General features: G+C 58.1%; 24 protein-coding genes and 1 pseudogene. 24 read left to right on the top strand and 1 reads right to left on the bottom strand.

The genetic code is table 11. The features are described 5' to 3' along the window. Positions 1-176: pseudogene (locus F599_RS16245) on the bottom strand (IS5/IS1182 family transposase); the annotation flags it as partial. Positions 177-518: 342 nt separating this feature from the next. Here F599_RS16245 and flgB point away from each other — a divergent pair. The 24 genes from flgB to flhB all read left to right on the top strand — a co-directional run bounded on the left by flgB (position 519) and on the right by flhB (position 20,341). Further along, positions 519-938, top strand: coding sequence for a flagellar basal body rod protein FlgB (gene flgB / locus F599_RS0105295; protein WP_019542485.1), 420 nt, complete (start codon positions 519-521; stop codon positions 936-938). A 27-nt stretch (positions 939-965) separates the two neighbouring features. Next, positions 966-1,409, top strand: a complete 444-nt coding sequence (gene flgC / locus F599_RS0105290; RefSeq protein ID WP_019542484.1) for a flagellar basal body rod protein FlgC — start codon at positions 966-968, stop codon at positions 1,407-1,409. Between the two features lie 22 nt (positions 1,410-1,431). Then, entirely contained in the window at positions 1,432-1,743 is a 312-nt protein-coding gene (gene fliE, locus F599_RS0105285) for a flagellar hook-basal body complex protein FliE (protein ID WP_019542483.1), read from the top strand. A gap of 49 nt (positions 1,744-1,792) precedes the next feature. Next, positions 1,793-3,400: a flagellar basal-body MS-ring/collar protein FliF gene (gene fliF, locus F599_RS0105280; RefSeq protein ID WP_019542482.1), complete on the top strand. Its 1,608-nt coding sequence runs from the start codon at positions 1,793-1,795 to the stop codon at positions 3,398-3,400. Then, a complete protein-coding gene (fliG, locus tag F599_RS0105275; protein WP_019542481.1) occupies positions 3,401-4,432 on the top strand; it encodes a flagellar motor switch protein FliG in 1,032 nt (343 codons plus the stop codon). Continuing rightward, the gene (locus tag F599_RS0105270) at positions 4,425-5,219 is read left to right on the top strand and encodes a FliH/SctL family protein (RefSeq protein ID WP_019542480.1); all 795 of its coding nucleotides are present in this window, start codon (positions 4,425-4,427) and stop codon (positions 5,217-5,219) included. The genes fliG and F599_RS0105270 overlap by 8 nt, the downstream gene beginning before the upstream one ends. Next, entirely contained in the window at positions 5,216-6,568 is a 1,353-nt protein-coding gene (fliI, locus tag F599_RS0105265) for a flagellar protein export ATPase FliI (RefSeq protein ID WP_019542479.1), read from the top strand. The genes F599_RS0105270 and fliI overlap by 4 nt, the downstream gene beginning before the upstream one ends. Continuing rightward, positions 6,565-7,032, top strand: a complete 468-nt coding sequence (fliJ, locus tag F599_RS0105260) for a flagellar export protein FliJ (RefSeq protein WP_019542478.1) — start codon at positions 6,565-6,567, stop codon at positions 7,030-7,032. Before fliI ends, fliJ begins: the two co-directional genes overlap by 4 nt. Next, a complete protein-coding gene (locus F599_RS0105255) occupies positions 7,029-7,673 on the top strand; it encodes a lytic transglycosylase domain-containing protein (protein WP_019542477.1) in 645 nt (214 codons plus the stop codon). Before fliJ ends, F599_RS0105255 begins: the two co-directional genes overlap by 4 nt. Before the next feature lie 19 nt (positions 7,674-7,692). Beyond that, a complete protein-coding gene (locus F599_RS0105250) occupies positions 7,693-8,316 on the top strand; it encodes a MotE family protein (protein WP_019542476.1) in 624 nt (207 codons plus the stop codon). Positions 8,317-8,741: 425 nt separating this feature from the next. Further along, a complete protein-coding gene (locus F599_RS14755; protein WP_156021939.1) occupies positions 8,742-10,370 on the top strand; it encodes a flagellar hook-length control protein FliK in 1,629 nt (542 codons plus the stop codon). A gap of 15 nt (positions 10,371-10,385) precedes the next feature. Further along, complete coding sequence (locus F599_RS0105240; protein WP_019542474.1) at positions 10,386-10,946, top strand: flagellar hook capping FlgD N-terminal domain-containing protein; 561 nt, start codon at positions 10,386-10,388, stop codon at positions 10,944-10,946. 41 nt (positions 10,947-10,987) lie between these two features. Next, positions 10,988-11,365 carry a hypothetical protein gene (locus F599_RS0105235; protein WP_019542473.1) on the top strand — a complete coding sequence of 126 codons (378 nt, stop codon included), beginning with the start codon at positions 10,988-10,990 and terminating at the stop codon, positions 11,363-11,365. A 95-nt stretch (positions 11,366-11,460) separates the two neighbouring features. After that, entirely contained in the window at positions 11,461-12,852 is a 1,392-nt protein-coding gene (locus F599_RS0105230) for a flagellar hook protein FlgE (protein ID WP_019542472.1), read from the top strand. Positions 12,853-13,100: 248 nt separating this feature from the next. Beyond that, entirely contained in the window at positions 13,101-13,301 is a 201-nt protein-coding gene (locus F599_RS0105225) for a flagellar FlbD family protein (protein ID WP_019542471.1), read from the top strand. Positions 13,302-13,383: 82 nt separating this feature from the next. Beyond that, on the top strand, positions 13,384-13,908 hold the full coding sequence (locus F599_RS0105220; RefSeq protein ID WP_019542470.1) for a flagellar basal body-associated FliL family protein: 525 nt from the start codon (positions 13,384-13,386) through the stop codon (positions 13,906-13,908). A 36-nt stretch (positions 13,909-13,944) separates the two neighbouring features. After that, entirely contained in the window at positions 13,945-14,952 is a 1,008-nt protein-coding gene (gene fliM, locus F599_RS0105215; RefSeq protein ID WP_019542469.1) for a flagellar motor switch protein FliM, read from the top strand. After that, positions 14,945-16,246, top strand: coding sequence for a flagellar motor switch phosphatase FliY (gene fliY / locus F599_RS0105210; protein WP_019542468.1), 1,302 nt, complete (start codon positions 14,945-14,947; stop codon positions 16,244-16,246). Before fliM ends, fliY begins: the two co-directional genes overlap by 8 nt. 200 nt (positions 16,247-16,446) lie before the next feature. Further along, positions 16,447-16,809: a response regulator gene (locus tag F599_RS0105205; protein ID WP_026327839.1), complete on the top strand. Its 363-nt coding sequence runs from the start codon at positions 16,447-16,449 to the stop codon at positions 16,807-16,809. Further along, positions 16,809-17,327, top strand: coding sequence for a FliO/MopB family protein (locus tag F599_RS0105200; RefSeq protein WP_071592848.1), 519 nt, complete (start codon positions 16,809-16,811; stop codon positions 17,325-17,327). Before F599_RS0105205 ends, F599_RS0105200 begins: the two co-directional genes overlap by 1 nt. An 87-nt stretch (positions 17,328-17,414) precedes the next feature. Next, positions 17,415-18,143, top strand: coding sequence for a flagellar type III secretion system pore protein FliP (gene fliP / locus F599_RS0105195; RefSeq protein WP_051081666.1), 729 nt, complete (start codon positions 17,415-17,417; stop codon positions 18,141-18,143). 24 nt (positions 18,144-18,167) lie between these two features. Further along, on the top strand, positions 18,168-18,437 hold the full coding sequence (fliQ, locus tag F599_RS0105190; protein ID WP_019542464.1) for a flagellar biosynthesis protein FliQ: 270 nt from the start codon (positions 18,168-18,170) through the stop codon (positions 18,435-18,437). A gap of 10 nt (positions 18,438-18,447) precedes the next feature. Next, positions 18,448-19,230: a flagellar biosynthetic protein FliR gene (gene fliR / locus F599_RS0105185; protein WP_019542463.1), complete on the top strand. Its 783-nt coding sequence runs from the start codon at positions 18,448-18,450 to the stop codon at positions 19,228-19,230. Further along, entirely contained in the window at positions 19,184-20,341 is a 1,158-nt protein-coding gene (gene flhB, locus F599_RS0105180; protein ID WP_081626333.1) for a flagellar biosynthesis protein FlhB, read from the top strand. Before fliR ends, flhB begins: the two co-directional genes overlap by 47 nt. Positions 20,342-20,471: the final 130 nt, after the last annotated feature.

Genomic DNA, 20,471 nt, shown 5'->3' with positions numbered 1-20,471 from the left:
GCCTGAGAGAATGTCTGGTAAAGTGCGGATAAATCCATTTCATCCACAAAGTGGCGTAGCAGACGGACCGGGTCATCCTTTGGAATTTGAAATTCAAAATTTAAGGGAAGGCAGAGTTGAAAACTTCCGCCGAGGGATGTATAATCTCCTTGTAAAATTTGATTTTGCATATCTATATTTTACGCCTGTTGCCAAGGATTTTTAAGTCCTTGGCAACATTTTTTTGCAAACTAAAAGGGGCTGCTACACGTTGTTGATACGTGCAACAGCCCCTTTTTATGTGGTTAGGGAAGCCCGCTGAGCTGGTGACACGTTTAGGACGTGTCTGCAAGATTCACGAAGCGGACGTTCGTGCGTCGCGTCTAGCGTGCCGTTTTCTAGGACCTTTTTCGCTGATACGGGAAATTCACAGAGTGGGACTTCTAAAATCACGAAAAAAGTGATAAAATTTGAAGGAGTTCATTCAGGAGCGTAGAAAGATAAAATTATAATGATATGCAGGGGAGGCGTAACAAAAGGTGCTGGAACAGATCATGAATTCGCCGAATTTCAATTACCTCGGGCGCGGACTCGCTGCGGCGAACCTGCGACAAGAGGTCATTTCCAATAACATCGCCAACGTCAATACGCCGAATTTCAAGAAGAGCGACGTCGTTTTCGAAGAATTGCTCGCCAAGGAAATCGGCATGGATGACAGTGGCAGACTGCCGCTCGTGCGGACACATGACCGTCATCTGCCGGTCGGGATGATCGGCGGAGCGAAGGCCTCCATCCAGGAGGATGATACGACGACGATGCGCGTCGATAACAACAATGTCGACATCGATATCGAGATGGCGAGCCTTGCGAAGAACCAGCTCTATTATAATGCGATGGCGACGGAACTTGGCGGCTATGTAAACAAGCTGAAGAACGTCATCACGAGCGGGCAGTCATGAGGCTGCTCGGGGGAATGAGGGATAGCAATGAGTATGTTTCTGGGCATTGACGCAGCGGCTTCCGGCCTGACGGCGGAGCGCCTGCGCATGGATGTCATATCCAATAATATTGCCAATGCGAATACGACGCGTACGGCGGAGGGAGGCGCCTACCACCGCCGTTATGTCGTCTTTGAGCCGCGCGAGACAGGGGGCGGCTTTTCAAGTTTTCTGAAGAAATCCATGAGCAAGCTCGAGGCGGGCGACGGTGTGCGCGCGGTCGGCATCGAGGCGGATCGCACGCAGGGGCCGCTTGTCTACGACCCGGGCAATCCGGATGCGAATGCGCAGGGCTATGTGGAACGTCCGAATGTCAACATCGTTTCGGAGATGGTCGATATGATTACGGCGTCGCGCGCCTACGAGGCGAACACGACGACCATCAACGCGGCGAAGAGCATGGCGATGAAGGCACTCGATATTGGCAAGTGAAAAGGAATGAGGTGACAGAGGGATGCAGGTAGAGGCATTGCAGATGACGCCCGTGCGCCCTGTGCAAATGAGCGCGGAGAGTCATTTGGGAGAGACGGAGCGCGCGGAGGAGACGAAGGGATTTTCAGACTACCTGAAAGATGCGCTCAAGGAGACGAACCAGCTGCAGCTTGACTCGGATCGCTGGAATGCGGCGCTGGCCGCCGGGCAGGTAGACGATGTCTCTCAGGTCGTCATCGCTGCGCAGAAGGCCGACATCGCACTGCAGCTCACGCTTCAGTTGCGGAACCGGGCGGTTTCCGCTTATCAGGAGATCATGCGGATGCAGGTATAAAGGGCAGCCGCCTGATCATACATGATAGAAGCGCGAAGGGATTGAGAACATGGCAGACAAAGCAGAAAAAGCAGATTGGAAACAGCGTTATCTGCAGCTTTGGCATAAATACAGCAAGAAGCAGCGCTACATCGTGCTCGGCTCTGTCCTCGCCGTGCTGATCGCTATCATCGGCATCAGCGTATGGTATGGCAGCAAGCCGGACATGGTACCGCTCTTTACGAATATGGAGACGAAGGACGCAGGCGAGGTAGCGGCCAAGCTCAAGGAGCAGAAGGTCGAGTACCAGGTGCAGGAAGGACAGAAGGGCACGACCATCCTCGTGCCAGCCAGCAAGGTGCACGAGGCCCGGCTGAATCTCGCGACGGAGGGACTGCCGCGCGGCCAGAAGGGATTCGAGATTTTTGACGACAACAAGCTCGGCGTCACGGAGTTCCAGAACAAGGTCAATTACCTGCAGGCGCTCCAGGGCGAGCTCGTGCGCACGATCGAGCAGATCGACGCCGTGCAGAAGGCACGCGTGCATATCGTGCTGCCGGAGGACAGCCTCTACAAGAAGAACGAAAAGCCGGCGACGGCTTCCATCATGCTGATGCTCAAGCCGAACCAGCAGCTCTCTAAGAAGGAGATCAAGGGCATCGTCAATCTCACGGCGCACAGTGTGCAGGGACTGCAGTCGGAAAACATCACCATCGTCGATGAGACGGGCAAGATCCTCAACGATCCCGATGAGCTCGACGAAAAGAGCGTAGGCGCGAAGACGCTTACCCAGCTCGAGATGACGAAGAAGGTTCAGGACGACATCCAGAAGAACCTGCAGACGCTGCTCGACCAGACGCTTGGCACGGGCCGTGCAGTCGCGCGCGTGAGCGTCGAGCTCGACTTCGACGACAAGCAGACGGACAAGCAGACCTTCACGCCAGTCGTCGATGATTCCGGCATCATCCGCAGCCAGCAGGACTCGAACGAGACGTATAACGGCACCTCGACACAGCCGGGCGGTGCCGCGGGCGTCCAGTCGAACGTGCCGGGCTATGTCGCGCAGAACGGAAATTCCAACGCGCAGTATGAGAAAAAGGAATCGACGAAGAACTACGAGATCAATGAGGAGAAGCAGAAGGTCATCGCTTCGCCGGGCTCTATCCGCAGACTCAACGTCGCCGTGCTCGTCAATGACGATGTGACCGCGTCGCAGCAGGACAGCCTGCTGCGCAGCGTCTCCTCCGCCGCGGGCATCAACCAGGACCGCGGCGATACGGTCAGTGTCGAGGCGCTGCCGTTCAGTACAGAGGCGAAGGACAAGCAGGCGGCTGAGGAGCAGGCGGAGAAAGACCGCCAGGACCGCATCTTCTACGCGGAGGTCGCGGGCGCTCTGTTGCTGCTCGCGCTCATCGCAGGAGGCGTCATGATGTACCGCCGCAAAAAACAGCAGGAGCGCGAAGCTGCAGAGCAGGCTGCGCGCGAGGCCGAAGAGGAGCGTCAGCGCCTCGCCGAGGAGCGTGCGGCAGCCGTCGCCGCCGGCGAGGTCGACGAGGACGAGCTCTCCGAGGAGGAGCAGCGCCAGCTCACTGAGAAGCAGCAGCTGCAAGAGCTCATCGACCAGAAACCAGCCGAGGTTGCAATGCTCATCAAGACTTGGCTTTCGGAGGATGAATAAATGGCAACGGATATGTATGGGACGAGTGAAGAGGAAGAGCTCTCGAACCAGGAAAAAGCGGCGATTCTCTTTATCGCGCTCGGGCCTGAGTATTCCGCGAAGCTCTTCAAGCACATGGATGATGATGAAATCGAGCGTGTGACGCTCGAAATCGCGAATCACAAGCAGGTCAGCGCGGAGCAGAAGGCCGCCGTCATCAGCGAGTTCTACCAGATGGCGATGGCCAAGGATTATATCTCGACAGGTGGCCTCGAATACGCGCAGAATGTCCTCGAGAAAGCGCTCGGTGCAGAGAAGGCGATGGACATCATCAACCGCCTCACGACGAGCCTGCAGGTACGTCCGTTCGACTTCCTGAGGAAGACCGATCCGTCGCAGCTCATGAACTTCATCCAGAACGAACATCCGCAAACCATCGCGCTCATCATGGCGTATCTCGAGCCGGATCAGGCGGCGACGGTGCTCTCGTCCCTGCCGCCGGATCAGCAGGCGGATGTCGCGAAGCGCATCGCGGTCATGGACCGTACCTCTCCGGACGTCATCCGCGAGGTCGAGCGCGTGCTCGAGCGCAAGCTCTCGTCGCTCGTCACGCAGGACTTCACCTCGGCAGGCGGTGTCAAATCCATTGTCGAGGTCCTCAACCGCGTCGACCGCACGACGGAGAAATCCATCATCGAGAACCTCGAGGTCGACAATCCGGAGCTTGCCGAGGACATCAAACGTCTCATGTTCGTGTTCGAGGATATCGTTATGCTCGACGACCGCTCGCTGCAGCTCGTGCTGCGCCAGGTCGATACGAAAGACCTCTCGCTTGCGCTCAAGGCGACGCCGAAAGAGGTCGCGGACAAGGTCTACAAGAACATGTCTTCGCGTGCTGCTGACATGCTCAAGGAAGAGATCGAGTTCATGGGCCCTGTCAAGATCCGCGATGTCGAGGAGGCGCAGCAGAAGGTCGTCAACGTCATCCGCACGATGGAGGACAAGGGCGAGATTGTCATTTCCCGCGGCAAGGGGGACGAGATGATTGTCTAAGGTTATCAAGGCGGCTGAGTGGCGTGAGCGTCCGCTGGTCATCCGTGCACCGGAGCCGCCGAAGACCGTCGCGGAGGACGTCGAGCATGCGGGCAGCCTCGACGAAGAGGCGCAGCAGCGCATGTTCGCCGAGATTGCCGCGAAGGAGCAGCAGGCAGACGAGCTCTTGCGAAACGCGCAGACAGAGAGCGAAGTCCTGAAGCAGGAGGCGCAAAACGAGCGCGAACGCCTGCTCGAGGAGACGCGCCAGGAATGCGAGGAGCTCAAGGCGCAGGCACGCGAGACAGGCCACACGGAGGGCTACGCCGCAGGCGAGGCCGAGGGCAAGAAGCAGGCGCAGGAGGCCATGGCGGCGAGCATCCAGGCGGCCAATGCGCAGGCGGAAAAGACTCTGCGCGACGCCAAGGATGCGACGGCAGACTATCTCGCGCAGGCGGAGGACGATGTGACGCGCATCGCGCTCGCCGTCGTTGAGAAAATCCTACCGCAGCATTTCATCGACGTGCCGCAGGTCATCCTGCCGCTCGTGCAGAAGGCGCTCGAGAAGGTCAAGGATCAGAGGGAGATTGCCATCCATGTCGCACCCGCCGTCTACGACCTCGTGCTCATGGCGCGCGATGAGTTTCGCAGCCGCCTCCAGGGGGCTGGAGCGGATCTTACCATTGTCTCAGATGAGAGCCTCGCGCCGGGGGACTGCGTGATTGAGACACCGAATGGCAGTGTTGACGCGCGGCTCCAGACACAGATCGAGCTCATCCGTCAGGCGATACAGGAAGTGAAGGCATGAAGCAGAGCGTGGATATCAAGAAGTTCACAGATGCCATCGCGGGCGCTGTCTCCGTCAAGCTCACGGGTAAGGTCACGCAGGTCATCGGCCTCGTCATCGAGTCCCAGGGGCCGACGGTCAGCGTCGGTGAGCTCTGCTATGTCTCCTCGCATTTCCCCAACGTCCCGCCCGTACCGGCCGAGGTGGTCGGTTTCCGGGAGGGATTTGTCATGCTCATGCCCATTGGCGAGATGCAGGGCATCGGTCCGGGCTGCGAAGTCGTCTCCGCACAGAAGACGCTCAAGGTCAAGGTCGGTCCGGAGCTCCTCGGACGCGTGCTCGACGGCCTCGGCAATCCCATGGACGGCAAGGGTCCCATCCTCTCGAAACGCGAATATCCGCTGCAGGCACCGCCGCCCGCGCCGCTCACGCGGCCGCGCATCCACGAGAGTCTCTACGTCGGTGTGCGTGCCATCGATGGCCTCATCACGATGGGCGACGGTCAGCGCATTGGCATCATGGCGGGCTCCGGCGTCGGCAAGTCCACGCTGCTCTCCATGATTGCACGCAATACCGAGGCGGACATCAGTGTCATCGCGCTCGTTGGCGAGCGCGGCCGCGAGGTGCGCGACTTCATCGAGCGCGACCTCGGCGAGGAGGGCCTCAAGCGCTCCGTCGTCGTCGTCGCGACCTCTGACCAGCCCGCGCTCGTGCGTATCAAGGGCGCGATGACGGCGACGGCCATTGCAGAGTACTTCCGCGACCAGGGGCACAAGGTCATCCTTATGATGGACTCCGTCACGCGCTTCGCGATGGCGCAGCGCGAGGTCGGACTCACCATCGGTGAGCCGCCGGCGACGCGCGGCTACACGCCGTCCGTTTTCGCGATGCTGCCGCGCCTCCTGGAGCGCGCGGGCACGAGTGACAAAGGGTCTATCACGGGCATCTACACGGTGCTCGTCGACGGCGACGATATGAACGAGCCGATCGCTGATGCCGTGCGCTCCATCCTCGACGGTCATATCGTGCTCTCACGCAATATCGCCGCGCAGAACCATTTCCCCGCCATCGACATCATGACGAGCGTGAGCCGCGTCATGAATGAGGTCGTATCGAAGGAGCACCTCCAGGCGGCGCAGCGCATGCGCCAGCTCATGGCCGTCTACCGCGATGCGGAGGACCTCATCCACATCGGTGCCTATGTCAAGGGCTCGAGCGCGAAGATCGATGAGGCCATCGCAAAGATCGACGCCATCAATGACTTCCTCTGTCAGGGGATCTTCGAGGTCGATACCTACGAGGAGACCGAGAAGAAGCTCGAGGCAATCACAGGCGCTGTGCCCGCGCCGCCGACAGGTGATGCGCAATGAAGAAATTCAGATTCCAGCTCGAGACACTCCTGCGCGTCACGCGCAGCAAGAAGGAAGACGCGGAGGTCGCGTTCGCCAAGGCGTCGCGCGATCTCGAGGATCGGCGCGCGCACATGCAGATCTTGCTCGATGAGATGCAGCGCGGCCAGCGCGACTACGAAGCTATATCGAAAGAGGGCAAGCGCGTGACGGTCGGCCGTCTCATGGATTTTCACAGCTTCTTCGCCTGGAAGCGCGAGCAGATCGAGATGCAGCAGCAGATCGTCCTCACGGCGAAGGCGGAGCGACAGAAACGGCTCAAGGAACTTATGGAGGTCATGAGCTATCTCAAGAGCATCGAGCAGCTCAAGGAGAAGCGGTATCAAGAGTACAAGGCGCAGGCATTGGCCGAGGAGCAGAAAGCGCTCGACGAGATCGGCCTGCAGCTCTACATGAGGAACGGAAAGGCAAGGGATGCTTCATGATCAATATGACAGACATCGCCCATGTGCGCCAGCGCATCGCAGCTATCCAGCAGCAGTTCGGCCAGCTGCAGCAGGTGCCGGGCGCGGCGTTCGGGCAGACGCTCGCACGCGCTATCCAGACGCAGGATGCGGCAGCAAAGGCGCAGACACAGCAGGCGAAGTCAGCGAAAGCCGCAGATCGGCAAAGTGTGGGGACAGCATCGCCGAAGCAGGCGGGTACTCTCAATGTGGGGACAGGCATGACAGCCGTCTCCGACCTGCCGCCTGCGGATGCAGATCTCAGTGCGTTCGTGCAGCAGGCCGCGCGCGAATACAACGTCGACCCGCGTCTCGTGAGTGCCGTCGCCCAGACGGAGTCGGGCGGCGACCAGTCGGCAGTATCGCCAGCTGGTGCCATCGGCGTCATGCAGCTCATGCCTGACACGGCGGCGAGCCTCGGCGTCAACCCCTATGACGAGAAACAGAACGTAGAGGGCGGCGCGAAATATCTGCGCGAAATGCTCGATGCCTTCGGCGGCGATGTCAGGAAGGCCGTCGCTGCCTACAACGCCGGTCCCGCAGCTGTCAAGGCCTACGGCGGCGTGCCGCCCTACCGAGAGACACAGGACTATGTCAGCAAGGTCCTGGACCTATATCGCTAATATCTGAGGTGACGAAACGATGGACGAAGAACAGCAGAAGCCGAGCAAGAAACGGCGTTTTCTCAAGATATGCTTGATCCTCCTCCTGCTTCTGGTGCTGATTATCGGCGGTTTTGCGCTCGGCATCTACCTGCGCATCTTCGACACACAGGAGGCAAATGAAAAGCTCGGTCTCTACAACCTGCCAATCATCGGGCAGTACTTCGTCAAGCCGGCGCCGACAGAAAAGGAGATGCAGGACGAGCCTGCAGAGGATGTAAAGCCTGATCCTGACAAAAAGAAAGACTCCAAAAAAGTAACGCTTACGAAGAAGGAAATCGAGAAACAGATGAAGGAACGCGAGGCGGCGGAACGCAAGCGCGTCTCGAAGCTCGCGCGCCTTTATAACGAGATGAAGCCCGCTGACGCAGCCGCAGCGATGGACGAACTCGACGACGACCTCTGTATCGCCATCCTCCAGCGCATGGACGAGGGACAGGCGGCGAAGATTCTCGCGCAGTTCGAGGCATCGAAGACCGCGCGCCTCACGAAGATCATGTACGAAGGCAAGCAGAAGAAGCTCACCTCGCCAAGTGATGTCGAGCAGATGACACAGCAGGGACAGGGCGCAGCAGGCGGCGAGCAGCCTGCTGCAGGCAACTGATTGCGCCTGTTGATTCCTCCTGCGGAAGCAGATCGAGGAAGCGCAGATGGATTCAGCACTCTGTCATCACGCGTCCTCGTTGTCTTCTCGTCGCCCTCGACGATCCTCAGCCAAAACGCGATGAAGCGTTTTGCCGCTGCGCCTCCGGTTTGTCTCCTAGAGAGATAGGGCATCCGCGTAAATCCGGAGCACCTCGTTTCATCAGCGCTTCCTTAAGGAAGCACTGATTAATTCAGCACTCCGTCTTCACGCGTCTACGCTGTCCTCTCGTTGTCGACAAACCTCAGCGTAGCTTCGGCTACGCCTGCGGTTTGTCTCCTAGAGAGATATAGCGCATCCACGTAAATCCGGAGCACTTCATTTAATCAGCGCTTCCTTAAGTTTCCCACGGAAATGACGATAATATCCATGTAGGAGGTGAAAACGTGAATACGACCCAGATTATGAGTGCTACGCCACAGGCGGGAACCACCAAGGCAGCGGCTGCGGGCAGCACAGCAAAGTTCCCCCGGGTACAGGGGAAAGATACGGCCGGCGACAAGGGTGGCGATAGCTTCGGCAGCGCACTGGAAAAGACCCAGTCGCAGGACGCGGTGCCCGCAAAGGCGGAGACCGCAGGCAGCACCTCGCCGCAGGAACAGGCCGCCGCGCAGGAGACTGCGGTAGCGGAGGCGACGGGCGTCAAGGTCAAGGCCAAGGAGCCGGACAAGCCGTCAGGCAAGGCTGCGGAGGCAGATGACAAAACCATGGCAGAGAGTGCCGAAGGCAGCGTGCTCGCAGCGTTCCTGGCTGCTGAGGCAATCGCGCCGGAGCAGGCGGCCGCACCTGAGGAGACAGCTGCACAGTTGCTGACAGCAGGAGAGCCATCTGTGACGGATTCCCTGCAGACACTCTTGCCGCAGGACACAGCCGAGGGAACAGCGCAGAAAAAGCTGCTCGCGATGCTTGCGGGGCAGTCCTTCCCGGCAGCGGAGAAAGCACAACAGAGTGCAGCGGTATCTGTGGCAGGGCAGGATGCGCAGCAGCCCGCTAGGAAAGTAGCGTCTCTTGCGGCAAGCGCGCAGGAAGCTTCGCTGCCTGCAGGCGGGCAGAGGCAAAACGACATCGCAGCAAATCTCCTGTCACAGCTTCCTGCGACAGATCGCGTTGTACAAGGATCAAAGCCGGCACTTTCTGATGCAGTTCAGTCGGCGTCCAGTACGCAGGCTGTCGTGCAGACAGTGCAGGTGGGGCAGACCGTAGCCGCACAGACGGCGGGAACGGCTGCGCAGACACCGGAGCGTACCGTGCAGGTCAGCGACTTTGCCAATCTCTTCGGTACGCAGATCCAGGTGGATGGCGCACAGCCCGTGCAGCCCGCAGCAGCGGCCATGCAGCCGGATGACGGCGGCTCGCTGCTCCAGCAGGGGCAGCAGCAGTCGCTTGCCCAGTCCTTTGGGCAAGGCACCGGTCTGCCGCAGCTGCCGGAGGAGGCGGCAATCGACAAGCCACCGACGCAGCAGACGACAGATGCGTCGACGATGGGCGCAACGGGCGTCATGAGTTTCTCACAGACGCTCGCACAGGCGGAACCAGCAGCTGCGGCGGCGCCGCAGGCGATGCCGCAGACAGACTACGAGGTGCCGAAGCAGATTGTTGATCAGGCGCGCCTCATCCAGCGCGGGCAGGACACGGAGATGGTCATCCATCTCAAACCGGAGCATCTTGGCGACTTGACACTGCGTGTCTCCGTCGGCACAGATGGTGCCGTCAATGCGTCGTTCCACTCGAATAACGCAGAGGTGCGCACCATCATCGAGAATACGCTCGTTCAGCTCAGGCAGGAGCTCAACAACCAGGGACTCAAAGTCGATAACGTCGGCGTCTATGCAGGCCTTGCGGATGGCGGGCTGCCGCAGGATCAGGGGCAGCAGCAGGCCTTCCAGCAGGGAAGACAGCGCCAGCACACGACGCGTGAGAGCGCGGCGGCTTTCGAGGATGGGCAGGAGCTCGCAGCGGCACTGGCCGCACAGGAAGGAAGCATCGCCACGGATGGCGTAGACTACCGCATTTGACAGGAGGAACCATGCATGGCGAATAAGCTCAATACCGTCACGGTAAACGGCACGACCTATACGGCGGAAGATTATGCCAAGCAGCAGGCGACGACGACAACGTCAGCCAATGATGCGCTTGGCAAGGACGCGTTCCTGAAGCTGCTTGTGACGCAGATGCAGTACCAGGATCCGCTCGATCCGCAGGACAACAGTGAATACGTTGCCCAGCTTGCCCAGTTCTCAGCGCTCGAGCAGATGACGAACGTCGCCGAGGGGCTCGAGAAGACGAACACGCTTGTGAGCAACATCGACTCGAGCCTGCTCGTGGGCCAGCTCAGTTCGATGATCGGGCAGAAGCTTCAGTGGACGACGACGGAGACTGTGAAGGATGCGGACGGCAACGCTGTTACCGATGCCAACGGCAAAGCGCAGACGACGAAGACCACCTACGAGGGCACGGTCACGGGCGTCAGCATCTCCGACGGCTCCCCAAGTGTCATCGCAAAGGATACAGACGGCACGACGCACAAGGTCGTCATCAGCGACATCACGCGCGTCGGTGATGGCAGCACGAACAGTACTGCGGCCAGCTGAATACAGCGCCGCAAGATAATTTCATAATGGAGGGACAGCAGATGGCTGATAAGATTTATTTCGATTCCCAGCTGCTCCTGCCCATCCAGCGCGCCGGGACCAGGTCTCGGCCGGCGGTGCAGCAGCCGCAGGCGGCGAGCTTTGGCGATATGCTCTCCGCTGCGAAGCGCCAGGTCGCCTTCTCCGCGCACGCGAAAGCGCGGCTTGCCGAGCGGGGCATCTCACTCAGCGAGCAGGCGCTTGCACGGCTTGGCACGGCCGTTGACCAGCTCGCAGGGAAAGGAGCCCGCGAGTCACTTGTCTATCTTGACGGCACAGCCTTCGTGGTGAGTGTGCCGAAGCGGACAGTGATCACCGCCATGGATGGCAGGACGAAAGACAATATCATAACGAACATCGATAGTGCAGCAATTCTCTAGAGTTGGACCTACGGGAGACTCCGGGACGCCGAACGACAGACGCGCCCCACACGCATTGCTGCATCACGATGAGGAAAGAAAGGAAGTACCTTATCATGATGCGTTCCCTTTTCTCCGGTGTATCCGGCCTGAAATCCCACCAGACCCGCATGGATGTCATCGGCAACAACATCGCGAATGTCAATACGACCGGCTTTAAATCGAGCCGCACGACATTTGCGGACACGCTTTCGCAGACGCTCTCCGGCGCCTCCGCGCCGCAGGACAATCTCGGCGGCACGAACCCCAAGCAGATCGGCCTCGGCACGGGTGTTGCGAGCATTGACCTGCTCTTTACCGACGGCTCCGTGCAGTCGACGGGCAAGAACACCGACCTCTGCCTCTCCGGCAACGGCCTTTTCGTCGTCAAGCAGGGCAATCAGACGTACTACACGCGTGATGGCGCATTTGAATTCGATTCTGAGGGCAACTACGTCCTGCCGAGCAGCGGTCTCTATGTGCAAGGGTGGACAGCGACGGACGGTGTGCTCAATACGTCGAGCGCGGTGGGCAATATCACGATTCCGGCCGGCAAGAGCATGGCAGCTGCGGCCACGACAAAAGGAACATACGCAAATAACCTGAATGCAAGCGTGCCTACCATCACGAAAGTGAATGGGGGGACGACAGCGGTCACTGTCGATGGAACAACGACGAAGTCTGCGACCATTGAGCTCAGTGATGGCACGACGGTCACGGAAACGAAAAACGGAACGTATACAGTAGGCGAAAGCCTGCCTGTGACGACGACATTGACCGTCTATGACAGCCTCGGGGTAGCTCATTCAGTTCCGGTATACTTTACCAAAACCAAGACAGGCACGGGAACTGCGACTGCGGACGGAAATGAATGGACGCTAAGTGTAGAACCATCTATTACAGAAGCAGATGGTTCTACAACAACTGTGAAGTTGGATAAAGCAGTAACGCTCAAATTCCAGACGGACGGCAAGTATAATAGTGGCGAAGGAACAGCGACTTTGACACTGAAAAATGGCTCGAATGCATCCCAGGCTGTGACGCTTGACTTTTCTAAGATCACACAGTATGCAGGGAAGAGTACGATCAATGGCACGACGGACGGCAATGCCGCCGGAACACTTTCAAGTGTTTCCGTTGATAGCTCGGGTACTATCACGGGCACCTACACGAACGGCGTCAAGCAGACAGAAGCGCAGGTCGCGGTCGCGCAGTTCACGAATGCCTCCGGTCTCACGAAGACGGGCAACAGCCTCTATCAGGAGTCGAACAACTCCGGTACGGCGAATGTCAAGACGGCCTCAGATCTCGGCGTCACGATCACGCCGTCCGCGCTTGAGATGTCCAATGTCGACATCGCGAACGAGTTTTCCGATATGATTATCACGCAGCGCGGCTTCCAGTCCAATTCCAAGATTATCACGGTGGGCGATGAGATGCTCGAGACGCTCATCAATATGAAACGCTGATTCTAGTTTGTGACCTCCCTCCTCCGAGGGAGGTTTTTATGTGCGCGGAATCCATACGTCCTGCCCATTCTTTCTAGGTTTATCGTCCCGAAGCGCTTGACGAACAGCGAGGGGTGCGGTATTCTTGAAAGAGTTTCATAGGTAGTTGCAAAGATAAATTTTGTGGATTTTTCTTTCCTGAAAAAAGGGAAAATGCTCCCGCGTGACGAATTATGAAAATTAGTATGGTGAATTGGGGAGATGAAGGTATGATCAAACTGACGAAGTTCAACTCCAAGACGAATAAGAAAGGGGAGTTCGTCCTGAACGCGGAGATCATCGAGACGATTGAGGAAACACCAGATACGGTTGTGACGCTCACGAATGGAAAGAAGCTTATCGTTGACGAGCCGATGGATGAAATCGTGCGCCGCGTGATGAAATACCGCCGGGCACTCCATCAGTTCTAGGGAGCTGCGTCCGCTGGAAAATCGTTTCGGAGGAATGTTTCCAGGAGAGCCATAGGGAATAGAGTAATGGAGGGATGGATAGATGGCTGAGGAAAAAAAGGAGTCGGCAGCGGATCCGGCGCCTGCATCGGAGGAGAAAAAGAAAAAGTCACCCATTATCCTTGTCGTGGTGCTGGTACTCGTCGGCCTCGTGCTGGCGGCGGGCATTTCGTTCTTTGTCACGACGAAGATGATGGCAGACTCGGCCAGTGAGGCAGGTGTCAGCGAGCATCATAACCCCGGGAAATTCGTGAAGCTTGGTGATGCGAAGGAAGGCATCATGGTCAATGTCGGCGGTGTCAAGGCAGGTAAATACCTCAAGGCTGGCATCGTGCTGGAGATGAACCCCGGCAAGAAGGACAACCTCACCGATGATGGCAAGCTTCAGCCGATGGCAGAGACGAAGATCCTTGATACGACGATGCAGATTCTCAGAAGTTCGAAGCTCGACGAGTTTGACGCGACGAAGCAGGACGAGTTGAAGAAGAAGATCAAGGATGAACTCAATGACAAGCTCGGACAGGGATCGGTCTATGACGTGTATATCACGAGCTTCCTGCTCCAGTAATGAAAAACCGCAGAAGAGCAGAAAGGGGGACGAAGATTGGCAGATGAAGTCTTATCTCAGTCCGAGATAGATAAACTGCTGTCTGCGCTTTCTGACGGTACGGTTTCCGCAGAGGAAGTCAAGGCAGATGAAGAGCAGAAAAAGGTCAAGGTTTACGATTTCAAACGACCTGACAAGTTCTCCAAGGATCAGATCCGCACGCTTTACATGCTGCATGAGAGTTTCGCTCGGCTGCTCAATACGTATCTTTCGACGCACTTGCGTACCATCGTGAATGTCGAGGTGGCGTCCGTCGAGCAGCTCACATACCAGGAGTTCGTCCAATCGCTCGCGAACCCCAGCGTTATCAGTATCCTTGCCGTGCCGCCCCTCAAGGGCAACATCATCATGGAGGTCAATACGGAGATTGCGTTCGCCTTCATCGACCGCGTGTTCGGCGGGGAGGGCAAGGCGAGCATCAAGCCGCGAGTGCTCACGGATATCGAAGAGACGGTTATGAAGCGTTTCGTCGATACGGCGATGGAGCATTTCCGCGATTCGTGGAAGAATGTCTGCGCGTTCCACCCCAAGCTGGAGGCGACGGAGTCCAACCCGCAGTTCACGCAGATTGTGCCGCCAAGCGACATGGTCGTCATCGTCACCATACAGATGAAGATCGGCGATGTCGAGGGCATGATGAATATCTGCATACCGTATCTCGTCCTCGAGCCCATCATGTCGAAGCTCACGACGACGTTCTGGGTGGCGTCCTCTGTTTCCAAGGAGGATGCGAATCCGGAGCAGGTGGAGATGCTGCAGAAGAAGATCGAGCGCACACGCGTTCCCATGATCGTGGAGCTCGGGCGCCTCGATATTTCCATACAAGAGTTTCTCACACTGGGGTTCGGCGATGTGCTGCAGCTCGATACCAAGGTGAAGGATGAGTTGCCGGTACTCGTCGGCAAACGGCCGAAGTTCAAGTGCCGCCCTGGTACGGCGGGCAAGAACATGGCCGTGCAGATTACGAGAATCATAAACGAAGGAGATGAAGATACGGATGAGTGATGATATGATCTCGCAAGAGGAGATAGACGCCCTCTTGAATGGCGGGCTTGCGGGAGCGGACGGAGACGATAAGTCGGCGGACGACGCCGCGGCTTCTGAGGCCGCTCCAGCGGCTGCAGCCGAGGAGGCGCCGGCGGGAGATACCTCGGAAGATGATTCATCTCAGTTCGCAGGTGTTTTGACGGATACAGAGAAGGACGCGCTCGGAGAAATCGGCAATATCTCGATGGGAAGTGCCGCGACGACGCTGTCTGTTCTTCTGGGACATAAGGTCAACATCACGACGCCGTCTGTCGCTGTGGCGACGATGAGCATCATCAAGGAGCATTATCCGCTGCCGTACCTCATTGTCGAGGTCGGCTATACGACGGGCATCGATGGCAATAATGTGCTGGCTATCCAGGCGCATGACGCCGCCATCATCGCCGACCTCATGATGGGCGGCGACGGCACGAATCCAGACACGAACATCGGCGAGATCGCGATGAGCGCTGTCGGTGAGGCCATGAACCAGATGATGGGCACTGTGGCGACCTCGCTCTCCACGATGTTCAATAAGAAAATCGATATTTCTCCACCGAAGGTCAACCTGATCGATCTCGGTACAGAGGAAAAAGTGACGGAGATCGTCGGGCAGGATGAGCCTGTCGTGCGCGTTTCGTTCCGCATGGAGGTCGATGGGCTCATCGACAGCGAGATCATGCAGATCCTGCCGGTCCATGTGGCAAAGGAGATGGTGGAGTCGTTGATGGGCGGCAGCGCGGCTGAGGAAGCGGCGGCGCCGCAGCCGGCACCGGCTCCCGCGCCCACACCGGCGCCCGCGCCCACACCGGCGCCTACGCCCACACCGGCTCCCGCGCCCACACCGGCTGCGCCTGCGCCACAGCCAGCGGCAGCACCCCAGTATGCAGCGCCTCAGTATGCAGTGCCGCCGCAGAACTACGCGCCGCCGCAGATGGCGCAGCCAGCGGCCAGCGTTCCTGTCCAGCCGGTGCAGTTCACGCCGCTTGCGAGCGGGCCTGTGCCAGTCAACGACGCAAACATCGGGCTGATCCTCGACGTGCCGTTACAGGTGACGGTGGAGCTCGGTCGCACGAGCAAGTCCATCAAGGAGGTTCTGGAGCTCACAAACGGTTCCATTGTCGAGCTGGACCGCCTTGCTGGCGAGCCGGTGGACATCATGGTCAACGGCAAGTATCTCGCGAAAGGCGAGGTCGTCGTCATCGACGAGAATTTCGGCGTGCGCATCACGGATATTGCAAGTCCCGCAGAACGGGCAGCAAAGTTACGGTGAGGCGCGCTATTGGCAAGAATGGTAGTTTTCGCTATAATGAAGCTATACATGGGGCGTGCGTGCAGGTGTCCGTCTGCGGCTGCTGTGCGTCCGCCCTTGTATGAGGAGCTGTCGGCGGCTCTGCCCGCGGGAGCTTCTTGGTGAAGTACAGAGAGAATAGACAATCGTGATATTTTTCTATTGACGAGGAGAGATGAAACATGGCAGTACGCGTATTGGTTGTTGATGATGCAGCTTTTATGAGAATGATGGTAAAGGACATCCTCACGAAGAACGGCTATGAGGTTGTCGGCGAGGCGGAGAATGGTATGAAGGCACTGGAGAAGTATCAGGAACTCAAGCCGGATCTCGTCACGATGGACATCACGATGCCGGAGATGGATGGTATCAGCGCTGTCAAGGAAATCAAGAAGGTAGACCCGAATGCGAAGATCGTCATGTGCAGCGCTATGGGTCAGCAGGCCATGGTCATCGAGGCCATCCAGGCGGGCGCGCGTGACTTCATCGTGAAGCCGTTCCAGGCCGATCGTGTGCTCGAGGCCGTACGCAAAGCAGTTGGCTGATGAATAAGGAAAATTGGATGTGGATGGCGGTGCTTGCTGCCATCTGCTTCTTTGTTCTGCCCTCCGTGGGGCTGGCAGCGGATGCCGGCAGTTCCTCCGGCTATCTCGCGGAGTATGAAAATGCCGATCCGAAGCCGACGGCTGTTTCCTGGTGGTCGACGCTGGCGTATCTCCTGAGCCTCCTCGTCATCTTTGCTTTCGTGCTCGCCATGGCGTACTTCGTGGCGAAGTTCTTGGGCGGCAGGTTCGGAAGGTCGCTGATGAAGAGCGGCGGGCGCGTGCTCGTTCAGCTGCCGCTGGGGCCGAAGAGCTCGGCCTGCGTCGTTGAGCTCGCGGGACGGACGTTCTTGCTCGGCGTGACTGAGCAGAATGTATCGCTTTTGGCGGAAATCAAGGACCGTGAGGAGATCGAGGCGCTGGAGCGGGCGAGTGCCGTGCTGCCGGAAAAGCTCGACGGTACGCTCTTTTCCTCGCAGCTCGGCGCGCTTTCGGATTTCGTCGCGCGTTTCCGCAAGTGAAGTTCGCAGGTGTTTTATCGTGATGGTGCAGTGGAGAGGGAGTTGTCGTTTTTGAACGGTCGGAGATATGTCCTTGCCCTTGGCGTCTTGATTGCATGGGGGCTTTTGGCGTTTCTGCCGCAGACGGCGCTTGCGGCACCTGCTGTCCCAAGTGTCAACATCGGCATCGGGCAGGCAAATGGCCCGCAGGATGTCTCGGTGACGCTTCAGATCATGGCGCTTCTGACCATCCTCACGCTCGCGCCTAGCATCCTCATCATGACGACTTCCTTCGTCCGCATCGTCGTCGTCATCGGTTTTTTGCGCAATGCGCTTTCCACGCAGAACGTGCCGCCGAACCAGGTGGTCATCGCGCTGTCCCTCTTCCTGACGTTCTACATCATGGCGCCATATTGGGGACAGGCGAATGAGCAGGGACTTCAGCCGTATCTTGCAGGACAGATCACGCAGGAGCAGGCGGTGGAGAACGTAGCCGCACCGATGCGGGAGTTCATGTTCAAGCAGACGAGGGAGACAGATCTCGCGCTCTTCGTCAATCTCTCCGACGCGGAGCGTCCGGAGTCGCAGGAGGATGTGTCGACGCTCACGCTCATACCGGCGTTCATCATCAGTGAGCTCAAGACGGCGTTCCAGATCGGGTTCATGATCTACATCCCGTTCATCGTCATCGATATGATCGTCGCGAGCACGCTCATGTCCATGGGCATGATGATGCTGCCGCCGACGATGATATCGCTGCCATTCAAGATCCTGCTTTTTGTCATGGTGGACGGCTGGCATCTGCTCATCAAGTCACTCATCGTAAGCTTTAAGTAGATTCATGGTTCGGGAGGAAGTCGCATGTCGGGGGATCTCGTGATACAGCTCGGACAGGAGGCGCTCATGGTGGTGCTCCTCGTCTCGGCACCGATGCTCGGCCTCGGCCTCATCGTCGGTCTTGCTGTCAGTGTCTTCCAGGCGACGACGTCCATCCAAGAGCAGACGCTCGCGTTCATCCCGAAAATCATCGCCGTTTTCGTGGCGGTGTTGATTTTCGGACCGTGGATGCTCAGCATCATGGTGGAGTATGTGACGAACATGCTCGTGAATCTGCCAAGTTATATCGGATGAGGTGTGAGGCATGGATTTCTTTACGCTTGCCCAGGATCATGCGGCGGTTTTCCTGCTCATGCTCACGCGGTGCAGCGGCATCTTCATGATCGCACCTTTCTTCGGCAGCCTGAACATCCCTGTGACGATACGCGCGGCAGCGGCCTTTGCATTCACGCTCGTGCTGTTCCCCGTCGTGGACGGGCTTGGTACGGTGGCTGCGCCGCCGTCTGTCTGGGCGTTCGCAGGATCGGTGCTCGCGGAGCTTTTTATCGGCTGGCTCATCGGCTTCATCGCCTATGTCTGCTTTTCTGCCATCCATATGGCCGGCAAGGTGATGGACATGCAGGTGGGGTTCGCTGTTGTCAATGTCATGGACCCGACTTCCGGTCAGCAGATTCCGCTCATCGGAAGTCTTCTTTATAATCTCGGCATCATCGTGTTCCTTGTGACGAATGGCCATCACGTCATCATCACCGCGCTTGCTGAGAGCTTCCGCATGGTGCCGCTTGCAGCCATGCAGCCGAACCTGTCGCTTACGATGCTCCTCGTGGATTTCACGAATGGCATCTTTGTGACGGGCATGAAGATCGCCATGCCTGTCACGTTCGCCATCTTGCTCGTGAATGTCGCGCTCGGCATCCTCGCGCGCACGATGCCGCAGATGAATATCTTCGTCGTCGGCATTCCGCTCCAGCTCATGGTCGGCGTCGGCGTGCTCTCGATGCTGCTGCCATTCTATGTGATGTTCCTGGATGTGTTGTTCAATGAAATGTATGGAAAGATATCCATTGCCCTGCAGGCTTTGCAGTAGGGAGGAGCGGTTCGCGCGCGGTCAGGCGCGCTTCCATTTTTCCCTGCAGCGCTTTGCTGATGGCGACAAGACCGAGGAGCCGACAGCGAAGAAGCGCCAGGACGCCGCCAAGAAGGGCCAGGTTGGCAAGAGCCAGGAACTCAGCACGGCATTCGTGCTGCTCATCGGCTTCTTCGTCATCAAGGCGCTCTGGGAGCAGATCTATGCGAACATCGCGGGGTATACGATCTATATCTTCGGTCATCTGAACCAGAATGTCGATGTCGAGAACGTCATCCAGCTGTTCATCGGCATGGGCGTCATCCTCGTGAAGACGGCAATGCCCATCATGCTCGCGGTCATGGTGGTGGGGCTCGCCGTGAATTTCTTCCAAGTGGGGCTCAATGTGAGCGCCGAGAAGATTCAGCCGAAATTCGACAACCTCAATCCCATCAATGGCGTCGGGCGCATGTTCTCGAAACGCTCGCTCGTGGAGCTTGTGAAATCTGTGCTGAAGATTGTCGTGATCGGTTTTTTCATCTATAATTATCTTAAAGATGAGATTTTCACGATGCCCCAGTTCATCTTCTATGACCTTGGCACGTCGCTCGCGAAGATGTCAGAGATCATCTTTACGCTCGCATTTCAGGTCATCGGCGTGATCTTCGTTCTGGCAGTGCTCGACTTCGGCTATCAGAAATGGCAGACGACGCAGGACCTCAAGATGACGAAGCAGGAGGTCAAGGACGAGTTCAAGCAGACAGAGGGTGATCCGCAAATCAAGGGGAAGATTCGTCAGAAGCAGCGTCAGATGGCGATGAGCCGCATGATGCAGGAGGTGCCGAAGGCGGATGTCATCGTGACGAACCCGACGCATTTCGCGGTGGCCCTCAAGTATGAGAAGGGCATGACGGCGCCTGTTGTCGTCGCGAAAGGCGCGGATTTCGTCGCGCAGAAGATCAAGAGCGTCGGCAGGGAAAATGATGTGCCGCTTGTCGAGAATCGGCCGCTCGCACGGGCGCTCTATGCTTCGACCGAGGTGGGGGACAGCGTGCCGCGCGAACTCTATCAGTCGGTGGCGGAGGTGCTCGCCTATGTCTATCGACTGAAACATCGGCGTCGCAGGGCCTGAGGCAAGGCGGTGCCTGTGGGGCATCATAGTTGATGATACCTAGGAGCCCCGGGCGGCTCTTTGCGGTCAGCGTGGGCATACGTGCTCTTTCAGCAGGTTTGTGCGCATGGTTTGCGAAGTGTTTGGAGAT

The organism is Selenomonas bovis DSM 23594 (assembly GCF_000381005.1).
Lineage (GTDB): Bacteria > Bacillota > Negativicutes > Selenomonadales > Selenomonadaceae > Selenomonas_C > Selenomonas_C bovis.
Note: the sequence above shows the minus strand (reverse complement) of the source record. Positions and strands in the feature narration are given on the sequence as shown.